Raw genomic sequence first — 15,051 nt, 5'->3', positions numbered from 1 at the left:
TTTAACTACTCCTAAGCTGCGACGTTTGCCGCTTTTCTTTGCACTTTCTGCGCTGTTTGGTTTTGTAATACTTCAATCAGGTTTTGGGCCAGTGTGACCGCCCAGAACTGTCCGGCGAGAGTCAGCGTGAGATAACTTCTGCCATTTTCATTCTTTTCAAGATAGACCAGACCGTTTTCCTGCCACGCTTCGAATAAGGGAGACAGCGCTTCAAACGAGCCTTGTCCAGCCACTGAATCCAACTTGTGTTGAGCCAGCACACCGTCATCAAAACCGCTTTTCACTTCAGCAGATACACCTCTATTAGCAGGCGCTAGCGTCATCATAGTGACAGGGTAACGGAAATCATTGATCGCTGAGATGTAGGTATCCATATCGCGGGTCTGCATCATCTGGCATCCATTGACATTGCCACCAGCCCCGGCCCCTAAAGGCATGATCTCCGCAGTTGTTTTCGCTAACGAGTTGTAAATACTGCGTTCACGGTTGTCTGAAGACCAGTGGTTAACGCTGAGACGTTTCTGATGGTGCTTCGCCATGAAGTTCACGCCCATCTCAAACATACTGGCCTTCATTTGTGTATCTGCCGGATACGGCAATTTGCCCTGCTCAACCAACTTTGCCATTGGCAAGCCCTGCATTTCGATGAGCTGATACAGGTCGACACCATGAGCACCGGACTCAAGATAGTCATTCAAGTCCTGCTGCCAGATATCCAGAGTTTGGTGAGGCAAGCCATAAAGCAAATCGAGAACAATAGGTGCCGCGTTGTATTTGGCTAATTGCTGGATTTTGTCCAACACCACTTCCCGGTCATCAAGGCGCTTCGCACTGCGACGGACCTGAGTGTTGAAGCTCTGAACGCCGAACGAGAAGCGGTTAACGCCTCCTTCCAGTGCCGCTTCAAATTTGTCCAATCCAAAACGGTTGATACGACCTTCGAGTGTGATTTCGCAGTCCGGTGTCAGCGGAAATTGGCTGCGGATATCAGAGACGATCATTCGGATTTGTTCGCCACTGAGATCGGTTGGGGTTCCCCCGCCAATGTATACCGCTTGGAACGGCGCTGACTGACTCCAGACTTGCGAGGCTTTCCATCGAATTTCTGCGCGCAGTGCTTCAACGTAACCTTCAAACAATGACTTGCTGGATGCGTATTGGAAGAAGTTGCAGTAGGTACAACGCACGCGACAAAACGGAATGTGAATGTACAGGCAGCGCGGTGCATGCGCCGATGACGCTGGGATTGCATGTGCTTTTTCAAGCGTAGTTTGGATATCTTCAGAATTAACTGAACGCATCATGCCACCGGCATGCGCACTCTTCTTGCGTTGAAAAGCAAAACGAAGTGGATCAGGTGTTCTTAGCCCGACCAATTCCGGATTGTGAAGATCAACATTCATCTCATTTTGCAACCTTTAACATTAACAGCGTCAAACTGCGAGCTGTTTCCTTGTGATTTCAATCATATTCATAAAAGATAATAATGCAACTGATAATTGATCTCATTAGCATTTCATGCATAATGCACCTAATCACTTATTAAAATCAGTTCTTCAGGAGTACGTGTGAACACTCGACGGTACGTAGTTTGTGGTGTCGTTTCAGTTGCACTGCATAGTTTGGCGATTTGGGCTCAACCGCCCTCGCCTCAATTCACAATTAACGATGCCAATGCGGGAAATCGTGTGGCTATCCAGCTCATTGCGTCGACGAAACAGGTACCAAAAGAGCCAGAACCCGCTCCTGTCGAAGATCCTCCACAGCAAGAAACGCCACAGCCAGAACCTAAACCGGTTAAATCTCCTTCAGTAAAAAAGGAGCCACCTAAGAAGGCAGAAGTCGAAACTCAGAAAAAGGTGAAGCCTGAGGTCAACCCGCCAAAAGAAACCAGGAAAAAGCCACTTGAGAAGGTGACGAAGAAGGAAAGCAAAGAAGAGAAAACAAAGCCTCTTCCACCGAAAAAAACAATAGAAAAACCTGAGGAAAAACCGAAAGAAATTGCTGAAAAGATGAGTGAAGAAAGTCAAATGACTCAAGCGAAATCATCTTCTCCCATGTTGGTCGAAAGGCCCACATTTAAAGTCCGCCCTTCCCAACCTAAATACCCGAGAATGGCAAAACGTAAAGGGATGGAAGGCACAGTGCTTATAGAAGTCTGGCTGGACGAAGAAGGCAATCAAACCAATCGCTCCTTACTGAAGAGTTCAGGGTTTGAATTGCTTGATGGCGCTGCAATGGATGCGGTGAAAAAGTGGCGCTTCAACGGCCACGAAGAAAACGGTGTCGCCCTGGCGCACAGAGTAAGAATTCCTGTTCGTTTTAATTTGGATTAATCATGTTCGACTTACAATTTTTCACGTCAATCCACGCTCAGCTGGGCATCATGACCTGGCCTTTGACACTGCTTTCCGCACTCATGTTGATGCTCATCTTTGAGCGCATCGTTTTCGTTGTTATGAATACCAAAACGGGCAGCAAACCTTTGCAAAAAGAGATCTACTCACTTTCGCTGACCAATGATAAACAGCTAGAAACGTATGTAGAGCGTCATCAGCAGGACAAAAGCACCCTATCCCAAGGGATCTGCATGCTGATCAATCATCGTCATTTCACTAAATCTTTGCGTGAAGAAGCTGTTTCTATCTGGCTGCAAAAGAAACGCCGTCAATTCACTGCAGGTCTCAAATTGCTGAACATTATTGGCGTGCTGAGTCCTTTGATTGGTCTGCTGGGAACCGTTGTCGGCCTGATAGAAATGTTTAAAGGACTTTCAGCCACACAAGGTGGTATTTCACCTGCAGAATTGGCCGATGGCTTGGGATTGGCGATGTCTACAACAGCCGCGGGGTTGCTGATTGCCCTGCCAGCTATTGCTTCATCACAAGTTTTTGCGCTGTGGGCAGATCGCACACTAGCAAAAATTGAATACGTGCTGAACCACTTCAACCTGCATCTCGCCGGTGTGTCATTCGATGAAAGCGCGGACTGTCCGAAGCATTGCAAACCTTGCGCTGGTTCTAGCTCAGAGTCACCGAGGGAAAGCGCCGCATGATCCGCTCTCAACCAGAAAGTGAATCAACATCATTCACTCCGGATCTCACGCCGTTGCTGGACATTATTTTTATCGTGATGGTGTTTTTGCTGCTTACGGCAAACATCCAAATTAAAACCATGGATATCGCGATTCCCCAAACCAATGATTCAGAAGTTCTGGAATCTCCAAACCGTGAAGTTATCGCCATCAACGTGTTGAGCGGTTCACCTTCGTGGGCACTTCAAGGTGAACCTCTTCACGACTGGGAATCCTTTACGGCACAGCTTCTGGAAGCTATTCACCAAGCCCCTGATAAACCGGTGGTGATCGCTGCGGACAAACAAGCCAATGTGGAAAGCATGCTTAAAGTCCTCGCCTTCATGCAAAACAACAATATCAACGCCACCAATATTGTGATGGAAGAACAATGAAAAAGAATTTCAAACTTGGCGCTGCTGCGCTGCTTTTTACTGGCTTATTTACTTCATCGGCGTTCGCCCAGGATGCAAGAATCATCAGCGCTGGCTCAACCGTCACTGAACTTTTGTTTGCACTAGGCGCAGAAAAAGAAGTGGTTGCAGTAGATTTAACCAGCCGCCATTACCTTGATGGCAGAGAAATTCCCGTACTGGGCTATCATCGCCAGTTGTCAGCGGAAGGCCTATTGGCGCTAAGCCCTACCCATCTCGTGGGCTCGCCAGAGATGGGTCCGGAAAGCACGTTGAACCTATTGAAATCGGCAAAAGTCGATGTTCAAAAACTGCCAACAGGCACTTCCATTGAAGACTTTAATCAGCGCGTGGATTCAGTCGCGTCGATTACTGGTACTGAAGACAAAGGTGCTGAAATTAAAGCGGATGTTGCTGAGAAAATAGGAAAGTTGAACGCCTCAGCACCTGAAAAACGCCCTTCAGTGATGTTCATGATGATGTCTGATGGCCGCCCACTGACCGTCGCGGGTGATGAAACCACAGTGAACACAGTGATCGAGTTGGCTGGCGGAGTTAACCCTGCGGCAAAAGAAACCACCAGCTACAAGCCGCTGTCTACCGAGTCTATCGTAGAAATGCAGCCTGAATACATTCTGGTATCCGAACGCACCCTTTCGCAGGTTGGCGGTATTGAAGGTATGGTGAAGCAACAGCCTTTATTGAGGGCAACACCTGCATTCAAGAACGACAACATAATCCCTATTTCTGGCTACGCAATTCTGGGTGGCTTTGGTTTGGCGAGCCTAAATCTCGCTAACGACCTTAACAAACGCATTGTGGCTGGTGAGTAGTACATTTCCATGAATGATTTGCTGACTCGCCGCGTCTCAGCGCGGTGGATGATGATCGTATCTTCGATCTTGTTGTACATCACTGTCGTGAGCTCAATTACTTTGGGGCCGATGAATATCGGCTTCTTCGACAGTTTGAAAGCATTACTTCCCGTTCAATCGGACCTTCCTGACTATGTTTCTGTGATCATTCAGGAAGTCCGTTTACCACGCACACTTCTGGCTATCGCTGTAGGCGGTATTCTTGCGATGTGCGGGACCGTCATGCAGGGGCTTTTCAGAAACCCATTGGCAGATCCCGGTATTATCGGGGTGTCTGCCGGTGCTTCCCTTGGAGCAGCCATTGCGATTGTTCTATTTGGTGGCGTGATTACCCATACGGCATTTCTGGTGCTGGGCACGGTACCGGTATTTGCTTTTCTGGGCGGTGCGCTAACGACCTTTGCCATCTATTACATGGGCACCAGTAGTAATGGCACTTCAGTCACGATCATGTTACTCGCAGGCGTTGCGCTTGGCGCGATTGCTGGCGCTGGCATGGGGCTTCTAAACTATTTTGCTGACGATCAGGAGCTTCGCGACCTTTCTCTTTGGACGATGGGCTCTTTAGCCGGCGCTTCATGGGATGCGATTGGGTTGGCTTTTGTTTCATTAACCGTATTGGGCTTCCTGTTCCAACGCTATGCAAAACCTCTAAATGCTTTGCTGCTGGGTGAAGCTGAAGCCCGTCATCTCGGCATTAACGTACAATCGCTCAAGCGCAATCTCATCCTTCTCACTGCTGCAGGCGTCGGCGTGACAGTTGCCCTTTCCGGCATGATTGGTTTTATTGGCCTTGTTGTTCCCCATATCGGACGCATGCTGACTGGCCCAGATCATCGTACCCTCATTCCGGTTTCAGCGATTTTAGGTGGTTTGGTACTGCTAGCATCCGACATGATTGCTCGCACCATTGTTGCACCACTTGAAATCCCGGTAGGCATTATCACAGCGGCTCTAGGGGCGCCTTTCTTCCTGGCGTTGCTGCTTAAACAAAAAGGTCGTTTGGCATAATGGGTATTGATATTCGACATGCGTCGCTAACGCTGGGTAACAAGGTTCTACTGGATAACTTCAGCACGTCTTTCAAAATGGGTGAGCTAACTATTATTCTTGGGCCAAACGGAACCGGTAAAAGTAGCCTGCTTAAATTGATTAGCCGCGAATGGCCATGTAATGGCGAACTTCGCTTCTATGGAAAATCCGCAAAAGATTGGAAACCTGAACACCTCGCCGCATCAATGGGGATACTCCCGCAGTCCAGTAGCCTGACATTTGCCTTCACCGCTCGAGAAGTGGTTGAACTTGGTGGGCTGGCGTTGAGTGCATCCCAAGCTGAACTCGCTGAGATCGCATCTGACAACATGGCAAAGACCGATGTACTCCATCTTGCTGACAGGCTTTACCCGAGTCTTTCCGGGGGCGAGAAACAGCGCGTACACCTTGCCCGCGTGCTAACTCAAATAGCAAAATCTCCAAGAGACACCATATTGATGCTGGATGAACCAACGAGTGCGCTGGATATTGGCCACCAACACAAGACATTAAGCTTGGCGAAAGAGATGGCACAAGCCGGATCGGCGGTGATCGCCGTGATCCATGATCTCAACCTTGCTGCACAGTATGCAGACCGTATCTTAATATTAAATAAAGGAAAAATAGCGGCAAATGGCATCCCAACAGATGTGCTGACGCCTGAAATAATCGAGGAAGTCTACGGCTGGCCCGTGTCTGTTATGCCTCATCCAACGGGTGATTATCCTGTTGTACTGGCTTGACGTTAGCAAACTCTGTAAGCGGCCCTCTGATGAGGGCTTTTTTATATCTGCTCACGTATACTAGCGCTAAACGAACACAAAACAAGGAACGACAAATGATTCGTACTGGCATCGTAGGATTTGGCTTTGCTGCCCAGACTTTCCACCTTCCTTTTCTCTCTATTCATCCGGATTTCGAGCCTGTCGCGGTTGTTTCTTCAAATCATGATTTAGTGGCAGAGAAACTCCCCTCCGCGGCGTACTACTCAAACATAGAAGAAATGCTTCGAGATGCGGAATTGGATTTGGTCATTATCACCACGCCAAATCACACGCACTTCGACCTTGCCAAACAATCGCTGGAAGCAGATTGCCACGTGTTGCTCGAAAAACCTTTCGTGGTAAACAGCGGACAAGGTTTAGAGCTGATCAAAATCGCCAATGCTCGCGGTAAAATTCTTTGTCCTTACCAGAATCGACGCTGGGATGGTGACTTCCTTACAGTAAAAGCGTTGATTGAATCTGACGAACTAGGACAAGTTCGTGTTTTCGAGTCGAACTTCGACCGTTTTCGTCCTGAGGTTCGCCAGCGCTGGCGTGAACAGGCTGGCGAAGGATCGGGCATTCTTTATGACTTGGGTTCACATCTAGTCGACCAAGCGCTTCACTTGTTCGGCTCTCCCTTAGCTGTCACCGCTCATTGCAAAGCTATGCGTCCACAATCTCAAGCTACCGACTACTTCAAGATGACGCTGCATTACGCTGACAAAGAAGTGGTGTTGAATTCCAGTCCATACCGTTCAGGCAAAGGATCTCGCTTTGTCGTACAAGGAGACAAAGCCACTTTCTCATGCGCCGGTTTGGATATTCAGGAACAACAACTACGTGACGGCGTCACGGTGACAAATTCAGAATTTGGCCGCCAGCAACATATTGGCAAGCTCGAAATCGGTGACAACGTCACTGAAAAAGATATCGAATTGGAACATGGCTGCTACTCTGAGCTCTTTGCCAGCCTGGCATCAGCTATTTTGAATGGCACCACACCGCCAATCGACCCCTATGACGCAGTAAAAGGTATTTACACCTTAGAACTTGCTCAACACGCTTCAGAGGCAGGTAAGACTGAGCGATGGGAGTTTTAGGCTTTTACCAGAGCCAAAGCGCCGAGAAGCTTCGGCGCTTTTATACTTCTCGAGAGTCGTTTTGTCTTTGTCCCTGCCCAAGAAAGCCCACTCAAATTCATAAAGTAGCACCATTGCCGAACTGTCAATTAATACGCAAAGACAAATAGTTATAGTGCGTTATGATGGATGGATGTTTCCCGTAAAAGCAAAAAAGCCCGCATTTGCGGGCTCAATAATGAGTGACCAATTTAGTGTTACATCATGCTCTTAGCAATGGCGTAAACCAGCATACCTGCAAGCAGCCAGAATACTGACAAATTAAACTTACGCAGAACCGCAAAGCCAACAATGACTGCCACGACATCAGAAACACCATGAACGGCTGACATCCAAACTGGTTGATAGAATGCTGCAACCAGAAGACCAACCACTGCCGCATTAATCAGTACTACAGAACCTGCAAACTTATGATGGTTCATTACAGCCTGCCAAACGGGAATGGCAGCAAACAATAGCAATGCCCCAGGAAGGAATATTGCAATGGTTGCTACTGCACTACCGAGGATTGGATTGATCCCTTCCATTGAAGCACCAATGTAGCTCGCAATAGTAAACATCGGCCCCGGAACCAACTGTGCTGCTGCGTAACCTTCAACCAAAGCATCACCAGAAACCGAGTCACCAATCAAAGGTTGCAAAAGTGGAAGCACAACGTGGCCACCACCAAATACAAAGCTTCCTGCTTGATAAAAGTGGTTAAACAAGCTGATAACCGGTTCACTGCTGAGAGCAGGAAGTATTAATAGCGCAGCAAACACGCCGAAAAGAATGGCTGTTTGCTTAATACCTGTTGGCTCTTTGGCTTCAGTCGCTACTTCTGGCTTACGAATAAACAACCAACCAAGAATACCAGCGGCAAGTATTGGCATCAGTTGAGCCACGAGGCCAGTCTGCCAAAGGATCCAAGCAGCAGAAGCTATACAAACAACAAATGTGACAGCGTCACTGATGAACTTGCGGGCCATCGTCCAGATAGCATCAGCCACGACAATCACTGCAAGCAGCTTTGCAGCAGAGATAAGCAAAGTGAGCGCCGAAGATTCGCCTAGACTGGCGCTGTACATGGCCGCTGCCGTCAATAAGGCAAAAGATGGGAAGGTAAAGCCAATAAAAGCGGCCATTGCACCAATGTAGCCCGCGCGATGGTAACCAATAAACATCCCCAACTGACTGCTTGCAGGCCCAGGTAAGAACTGACATAGGCTTAACGCCATCGAAAACTTTTCTTCTTCAATCCACTTACGTTTTTCAACAAACTCTCTTTGAAAATAGCCAATATGAGCGACAGGACCACCAAAGCTCATGCATCCCAGCACAAAGAAACGAAACAGTACTTCTAACATCCGAAAACAAACCTCCTTAATGAACCAGGCCATTGATGAGTTTCACATCAAATACCTGAATTTCTGCCGCAATTTTAAATCTCATTCCCCATCAATAGAAACAATTCTTATCAATCCTTCAAATCGATTTGATTCATTCTCCATTTAGTCATGTTCACGATCTATTCAAAGTAACGACAAAAGATCCTCTAGATCTGTAGGTTTACAACAAATGTATGTTAGTGCTTACTTACACTTATTCATATTGTTTCCACTTGAAAACAAATCATATAAAATATTGTTATAAAAGGATTTATTGAGGTTTTTATCAATGCTATAGCGTTTAACGCTTTTCGTAATTCCCTTTCATAAAACGATCTGGAACCTGATTTGTGCAGATTCAGAACTAGAGTGCGGATCATTGAACACAATCCTTACGCAGCTACTTCTAGCCTTTTGCTTGAATGAATTTTTGATGACAAATGCGCAGAGAAAATGTTTTTCAAGCTCCTGCTCTCTCCTCATTGAAGGAATGTTGGCAGTATCAAATTTAAATAAATGAGTTTCACTTCTTTGTGACAACGTCACTCAGTGAATTGGGAAGAGATGTGATACGCTATCCTCCTCTCGATAACTAACGAAAATTCCATATGTTAGATAACCTTCAGCAAATGGTAGTCCTGGCGACTGTGGCGCATGAACAACACTTCACCCGCGCGGCCGAGTACCTTGGGATTTCAAAGTCTCAAGTCAGTAAGCAAATTCGCTATCTCGAAGAACGATTAGGTGTTCAACTGGTTCAACGAAATACCCGCTCTGTTGCCCTAACCGAAGCCGGCGAACAATATGCAGCCTTCGGGCGCCAGATTGTCGAAACCATGCAAGACGCTGAAGCCATGGTTGCAGGTTTTAGGAATGAGGTTTCCGGAAGATTAAAGGTTGGTGTTGCTCAGTCGTTTGGTAATGCTCAAATCACAAAATTGCTCTCAGCATTTCAAACACAGTTCCCAGCGCTCGAATTAGAAATACACTTGTTCGATCACCGCCCGAACTTGGTAGAGGATGGATTTGATTGTTGGTTAGCGATTCATGAAGCACCGCCGGAAGGCATGGTTGCCAGGAAACTTGGTGATTGCCAATTTAAGCTTGTTGCCTCTCCCTCTTATCTCGAAGCACATGGATCACCAAAGCATCCCTCTGATCTTCGCGAACACAATTGTATTACCTATCAAAGTGTCCAGCGCACTTATGATCAATGGCCATTCAAACGAGATGGTAGCGAGCAATCAGTGACTGTCAGAGGCTCATACCGCATTAACAATGCCCCGGCAGTTTTGGAGGCGACCAAGTCAGGCGTAGGCATCGCTTATATCGCTACTTATCTATTGGATAGTGAAATTGAGAATGGCGAATTGACGATATTGATGAAGGATTGGAAGCCGACATTGAAGCTGCCCGTTTATGCCGTATACCCTCGTAGAGAGTATTTAGCACCGAAGGTCAGACACTTTGTAGACTTCCTTTCTGAAAATATTCGAGTCATTTAAGCTGATAAAGAAAAAGGGGATGTGACAATGTCACATCCCCTTTTCGTTCTATAAATCAATATTATGCGTCAGCTTTTTTATCGGTCGGCATCGCGTACATTGCCTTAACAATCTGAGCTACACCTTCTGGCAATGACGAAAGCTTGCTATCAAACTGGGCGCGGTCACTATCGGTGATTGAGCTGTGCTCTTTGCCCGCAGCAATATAGTTTGCTGGGAACAAGTGATAGTTTTGATAAATCTGGCGATCAATCTCTACAGCCAGCGCTTCAGGTGAATCGAACTCGTTACCAATCACGTCACCAAACGCGACATGGATTCTGCGTTTCTGGCCAACAATGCCTTGAACGATGCTTTCGATATCTTCAAACTCACCCTTTTCGTATCCACCTTCTTGCTGCTTGCGGTAAAGCTCGTTCGCTTTTGCTGCATCACATGGATCGTTTTCATAAGAGATTGTCACCGGAACTATACGCAGCGAAGCCACATAGTCAGCAAATTCAATTTTCTGACGACGCCCCTCCATGAAGAACATTTTTAAAATCGCAGGATCTGTTTTATCGTTGCCGTCTTTCGCACGACCTTCTCTCTGCGCAATCCAAATAGACTGCTTTTCATCCAAAGAGGCTTTGATGTAAGCAGATAACTGACCCAACGCCTTCATCATTTCTCGTGGGCCTTTCGCAGAGCGCTTAACGATAAAACTCTTATTCAGTTTCATCAGTTCAGTTGCGCAAGGCTTTTTAAGCAGGTTGTCACCAATGGCGATGCGAACCGTATCAAACTGATTCTCATGCAGACACCAGTTGACCATCGCTGGGTCCATCGCTATATCGCGGTGATTAGAAACAAACAAATAGCTGTTGTTAGGATCCAACTTGTCCAAACCACTTGTCGTCAAACCTTCCGACGTGCTTTTTATCATTGAATCCATGTATGTGGCAATATGGAGTTGAACGTCACGAACAGTTTTGATTTTATTCCACTTGGAATGTAGGTATCGCTTCAAAATCGGCTTAAGAAGCCAGCCAGCAATGCCAGAAAACTGTGGGAAGCGGTACTTTAAAATGGCTGAGATGAATTCTTCGTCTTCGATGAGACGATCAATCGCACCAGGCACCTCATCGTTATTGTAAGGACGAATTTCTAAGAAAGGATCATTATTTTGTTGCACGTGATTCTACTTGCTCCGATAAAAACTGCGCCATTTTACGCAGATATGGGATTTCGAACATTGTTTTAATCGCCATTATACAGAGGTTGGAGGTCTTACCTCACTTTAGTTACTAATGATTGTAACAACTCGATGTATTTTTAGACAACAAGCCATACTTGACGATTCACCGCGCTTGATCTCCCCTTGAAAACCAAAGACTATGTGCGCCTTGCAATGAGAGAAGGTTAACATGAAACAAGCCATAGAGTTTTTGCACCAAAAAGCAGACCATCTCATCGTCGGCCCTCGAAAAAAGCAGCCTCAGTCTTCTTACATCCTGGTCCACGAGGGATTGGCCCTGATCCGTCTTGGAAAATTGGAACTACCTGTTTGTAAAGGCCAAGGGTTCTGGCTGCCCACAGGCTGCTTGAGCGCCGTTACCATTCTGCAAGGCTCCGTCGTTTCAACGCTTGATTTCTCTGTGCGTTCAACTGTCGTGCTGCCAAATTCCGCAGGTTATGTTTTACCATCTCTACTCCTCCAAGGTATAGCACAGCAACTAAATCTGGAAACCAATGGAAGTTGGTCTGGTTCTCATGGTCGCCTTTTAAGATGTGCCAGAGATTATCTTTCGACGGTGTCACCAAACGACAGGTACGATGCAAACACCTTAAAATTGGCTGAAGCCATTACAAAGCTTGAAAACTTGAATGATAAAAAAAAGCAAAAGGACCAGAGCATTTTTCAACTGACTGGCTTTTCTGGAGAACAAATTGCACTCCAGCTCAGTATTAGGGATTGTGTGAAAAAACTGAAGTCAGGCCAGAAATTGGCGAAAATCGCGCAGCAAGCATCAATAACTGAACAGGAATTGATGCTACAGATTGAAAAAACGATTGGAGCTATTTAATAGGCACCTGCATTTGAAGCAAGAACTCGGTATTGGTTTCTTCATGCCAGCGCATATCAAATCGGTATCGGGTATCTCTGCTGTTTGATTCCGTGGTAAAGCTGAAATTCAGACCATGGTTCAGTAACCAGTCTTCCATCCCCACCTCAGTCAAGCTTTGCTGCTGATACTCTTCCGGCTTCCATACTCCAAATCCATAGTACGAAGCGCCAGTTTGCGTGGAGAGGAAATGCGGAATATCCCAGTCATGTTTCCAACTGTCCCAAACAGTCGGAAGAACCTGGTCTTTTACTTGCCACTCAATCACACTGCGATCTTGCGATTGTGAAAAATTAATAGAGTTGGCGACATCTACACCGTCAATGACAGTGCTTGTTTCAATAAATGCGGCCGTAGAAAGTGACGGCGTAACAAAGAATGTCGCCGCAATGAGTCTGGGTATTATTATAGAAATCAAGATTATGCATCTTCCCTAGCTTTATCAAACGCCTCCAAAGTGCCTTTGCGCGTCGGGATCACGCCAAAGGGTCTATCAAAATACTGCGCTGATAAAGTCGTTGTTTCTTTTATTGGCTGAAGTCGTCAGACGTCAATTTGTTAGCCAGTGCTGGCGTAGTTAGGTCATCGATAGATTTCCCTGCCAGTAAACGCTCCCTGATCGCCGTACTTCTGACGGGTAAAGTTTCAGGGCAAGCAAGTACGTTCCACCTTTGCAAAATCTCTGCCGATTTGTGGAACTTTGAAAAGTTTAGAAGATTATCTGGCCCTAGTACGAAGGTGAGATCAGAATTGGGATATTGCTGCTGAATATGATTAAGTAGAGTCCATGTGGTCACCGACTCTTCCTCACAAAGGGTTTCCTCTTCACGGTAAAGCGTTAAATTTTCGCATTTTGCTTCGCGAATAAATTCGTTGACCCACTCACAACGCAGAGCAAAATCCGCCATCTGCTTACCCCATGCATGGGCAAAGCTTGGCACCAATAGTACTTGATCGAAATGGTGGAGCCGTTGCACAACACTCAGGTGCCCCAAACTCGGCGGATTAAATGCGCTGCCAAAGATGGCAATGTTTTGCCGTAATTCCGTTTTACTCATTTTTTCTTATGTATTTTTGCATCCATAATCTATTGATAACCGATTCACTCTATCACCTTCAATCAATTTGCAGTCAAAGCGGGATTAGATGAACAAGAAACCATCTACCAAGTCTGTTATTGCATCAATATGGTGAGAAAGTACGGTGACTTGCGCGCTTAAAGAGTGAAATCTTCACCAACTACAACTTGAGGCAATATTGATCATGATTTTGAGCTTAGGATGTTGCAGAATAAACGAAACACGTCAAAAGGGTCTGTCTTGAAATGGAACAAGCTATCCGCGAAGAAATGCGAGTATTGCCAACAATCGATGCTGAGTTTGAAGTTCAACGTCGCATCACTTTCATCAAAAACCGATTGAAGGCCTCTGGTACTAAATCTTTGGTTTTGGGCATCAGTGGTGGCGTCGACTCCTCTACCTGTGGTCGTCTAGCACAATTAGCCGTTGAGCAACTGAATGAAGAAACAGGTTCATCTGATTACCAATTCATTGCAGTACGCTTGCCTTATGGCGTTCAGAAAGATGAAGACGAAGCCCAGTTAGCGCTCAGCTTTGTCCAACCTACACACTCTGTCAGCGTGAACATTAAAGATGGTGTAGATGGCTTGCATGCTTCAACGCTTTCTGCACTTGATGGTACTGGTCTTATCCCAACAGACAATGCCAAGGTCGATTTCGTTAAGGGTAATGTTAAAGCACGTGCCCGTATGGTAGCCCAATATGAAATCGCAGGCATGGTTGGTGGCTTGGTGCTAGGTACCGATCACTCAGCCGAAAACATCACCGGCTTCTACACAAAATTTGGTGACGGCGCATGCGATTTGGCACCACTGTTTGGTTTGAGCAAGCGTCAGGTCCGCCAACTTGCTGCGCACATGGGTGCACCTGAACTTCTTGTTGTGAAAACCCCTACAGCAGACCTCGAAGAACTATCTCCACAGAAAGCAGATGAAGATGCCCTTCAGCTGACTTACGACGAGATTGATGATTTTCTTGAAGGCAAAGCCGTTGAAGAACGTGTTAAAGATAGATTGGTGGCTATCTACAATGCCACTCAGCATAAGCGCCAACCCATTCCTACCATCTATGACGATGAGTAAACTTAGCGACTAGTGAGAGAAAAGCGCTCAAGGTGAGCGCTTTTTTATATATTGCTAGGGTCTGATGACATCCCACCTTAGTAGCGGGCTATCTTGTCTCCGACTTCAATCAACATATCCAGCTCCCACCAGATCATCTCACACAAGCCATAACGATAAGCTGCTTTGCGAAATTCTGGATGCTCACCTTGATACATAGCGAATTTTTCGGGATGGAAAAGTCGGCAGGCTTTAACGTTGGATAATCGATCGCAAGCTTTGACGATTAAGGCCAATCTTGCTGCTTCATCGGATTCATCAAGCTGAAGAAACCTTTGGTTAAGCTGCCGCTTCTTCTCACTTCTGTTCCCCGAGACAGGATCGGTGAGGTAACTGACTGACAGAGCAATTTTATCGCCAAAGTCATGGACTAATTCGTCCACACTTGTTGTTGTGTCTTCAAGCACATCGTGCAGTTGCGCCACAATCATTGCGTTGATACCAAAAGGTTGCGCCAGTTTCTCCACATCATCCAGATGAACGTAATAGGGAAACTCTCCATATCTCTGCCCTTCATGACGGGCACGAGCGAATGTTTTTGCCAGAATTAGCCGATCGTTCAACGTCGCCCCTTT

16 protein-coding genes are annotated in these 15,051 nt (G+C 46.4%); 10 read left to right on the top strand and 6 right to left on the bottom strand.

The genetic code is table 11. From position 1 onward, the window contains the following. Window positions 1-11 precede the first annotated feature (11 nt). Window positions 12-1,403: a heme anaerobic degradation radical SAM methyltransferase ChuW/HutW gene (hutW, locus tag K6Q96_RS20495; protein WP_251882293.1), complete on the bottom strand. Its 1,392-nt coding sequence runs from the start codon at window positions 1,401-1,403 to the stop codon at window positions 12-14. A 285-nt stretch (window positions 1,404-1,688) separates the two neighbouring features. Between hutW and K6Q96_RS20490 the strand changes: the two genes are divergently transcribed. The 7 genes from K6Q96_RS20490 to K6Q96_RS20460 all read left to right on the top strand — a co-directional run bounded on the left by K6Q96_RS20490 (window position 1,689) and on the right by K6Q96_RS20460 (window position 7,260). Beyond that, entirely contained in the window at window positions 1,689-2,336 is a 648-nt protein-coding gene (locus K6Q96_RS20490) for an energy transducer TonB (protein ID WP_251882292.1), read from the top strand. A gap of 2 nt (window positions 2,337-2,338) precedes the next feature. After that, on the top strand, window positions 2,339-3,055 hold the full coding sequence (locus K6Q96_RS20485) for a MotA/TolQ/ExbB proton channel family protein (protein ID WP_002535873.1): 717 nt from the start codon (window positions 2,339-2,341) through the stop codon (window positions 3,053-3,055). Next, on the top strand, window positions 3,052-3,468 hold the full coding sequence (locus K6Q96_RS20480; protein WP_251882291.1) for an ExbD/TolR family protein: 417 nt from the start codon (window positions 3,052-3,054) through the stop codon (window positions 3,466-3,468). The genes K6Q96_RS20485 and K6Q96_RS20480 overlap by 4 nt, the downstream gene beginning before the upstream one ends. Beyond that, window positions 3,465-4,319, top strand: coding sequence for a heme/hemin ABC transporter substrate-binding protein (locus tag K6Q96_RS20475; RefSeq protein WP_251882290.1), 855 nt, complete (start codon window positions 3,465-3,467; stop codon window positions 4,317-4,319). Before K6Q96_RS20480 ends, K6Q96_RS20475 begins: the two co-directional genes overlap by 4 nt. Before the next feature lie 9 nt (window positions 4,320-4,328). Further along, entirely contained in the window at window positions 4,329-5,372 is a 1,044-nt protein-coding gene (locus tag K6Q96_RS20470) for a FecCD family ABC transporter permease (RefSeq protein ID WP_251882289.1), read from the top strand. Next, window positions 5,372-6,136: a heme ABC transporter ATP-binding protein gene (locus tag K6Q96_RS20465; protein ID WP_251882288.1), complete on the top strand. Its 765-nt coding sequence runs from the start codon at window positions 5,372-5,374 to the stop codon at window positions 6,134-6,136. The genes K6Q96_RS20470 and K6Q96_RS20465 overlap by 1 nt, the downstream gene beginning before the upstream one ends. 95 nt (window positions 6,137-6,231) lie before the next feature. Continuing rightward, window positions 6,232-7,260 (top strand): Gfo/Idh/MocA family oxidoreductase, encoded by a 1,029-nt coding sequence (locus tag K6Q96_RS20460; protein ID WP_251882287.1) that lies wholly within the window; start codon window positions 6,232-6,234, stop codon window positions 7,258-7,260. 236 nt (window positions 7,261-7,496) lie between these two features. Here K6Q96_RS20460 and chrA read toward each other — a convergent pair whose 3' ends face one another. Beyond that, a complete protein-coding gene (gene chrA / locus K6Q96_RS20455) occupies window positions 7,497-8,645 on the bottom strand; it encodes a chromate efflux transporter (RefSeq protein WP_251882286.1) in 1,149 nt (382 codons plus the stop codon). 629 nt (window positions 8,646-9,274) lie between these two features. Here chrA and K6Q96_RS20450 point away from each other — a divergent pair. Beyond that, window positions 9,275-10,171: a LysR family transcriptional regulator gene (locus K6Q96_RS20450; RefSeq protein WP_251882285.1), complete on the top strand. Its 897-nt coding sequence runs from the start codon at window positions 9,275-9,277 to the stop codon at window positions 10,169-10,171. Window positions 10,172-10,232: 61 nt separating this feature from the next. Here K6Q96_RS20450 and K6Q96_RS20445 read toward each other — a convergent pair whose 3' ends face one another. Next, a complete protein-coding gene (locus tag K6Q96_RS20445; protein ID WP_251882284.1) occupies window positions 10,233-11,345 on the bottom strand; it encodes a 1-acyl-sn-glycerol-3-phosphate acyltransferase in 1,113 nt (370 codons plus the stop codon). Window positions 11,346-11,577: 232 nt separating this feature from the next. Between K6Q96_RS20445 and K6Q96_RS20440 the strand changes: the two genes are divergently transcribed. Continuing rightward, a complete protein-coding gene (locus tag K6Q96_RS20440) occupies window positions 11,578-12,237 on the top strand; it encodes a hypothetical protein (RefSeq protein ID WP_251882283.1) in 660 nt (219 codons plus the stop codon). Here the strand turns inward: K6Q96_RS20440 and K6Q96_RS20435 are convergent. Both K6Q96_RS20435 and K6Q96_RS20430 read right to left on the bottom strand, forming a co-directional pair. Then, window positions 12,230-12,694, bottom strand: coding sequence for a hypothetical protein (locus K6Q96_RS20435; RefSeq protein WP_251882282.1), 465 nt, complete (start codon window positions 12,692-12,694; stop codon window positions 12,230-12,232). The two genes, K6Q96_RS20440 and K6Q96_RS20435, sit on opposite strands and share 8 nt — an antisense overlap. Window positions 12,695-12,803: 109 nt before the next feature. Next, window positions 12,804-13,334, bottom strand: a complete 531-nt coding sequence (locus K6Q96_RS20430) for a nicotinate-nicotinamide nucleotide adenylyltransferase (protein ID WP_251882281.1) — start codon at window positions 13,332-13,334, stop codon at window positions 12,804-12,806. Between the two features lie 266 nt (window positions 13,335-13,600). On the opposite strand from K6Q96_RS20430, the gene nadE reads away from it, so the two are divergent. Beyond that, on the top strand, window positions 13,601-14,437 hold the full coding sequence (gene nadE, locus K6Q96_RS20425) for an NAD(+) synthase (RefSeq protein WP_251882280.1): 837 nt from the start codon (window positions 13,601-13,603) through the stop codon (window positions 14,435-14,437). A 77-nt stretch (window positions 14,438-14,514) separates the two neighbouring features. On the opposite strand, the gene K6Q96_RS20420 is transcribed toward nadE, so the two are convergent. Beyond that, complete coding sequence (locus K6Q96_RS20420) at window positions 14,515-15,039, bottom strand: nucleotidyltransferase family protein (RefSeq protein ID WP_251882279.1); 525 nt, start codon at window positions 15,037-15,039, stop codon at window positions 14,515-14,517. Between the last annotated feature and the right edge of the window lie 12 nt (window positions 15,040-15,051).

Source organism: Grimontia kaedaensis (assembly GCF_023746615.1).
Classification (GTDB): domain Bacteria; phylum Pseudomonadota; class Gammaproteobacteria; order Enterobacterales; family Vibrionaceae; genus Enterovibrio; species Enterovibrio kaedaensis.
This window is presented reverse-complemented; position numbering and strand designations above follow the sequence as displayed.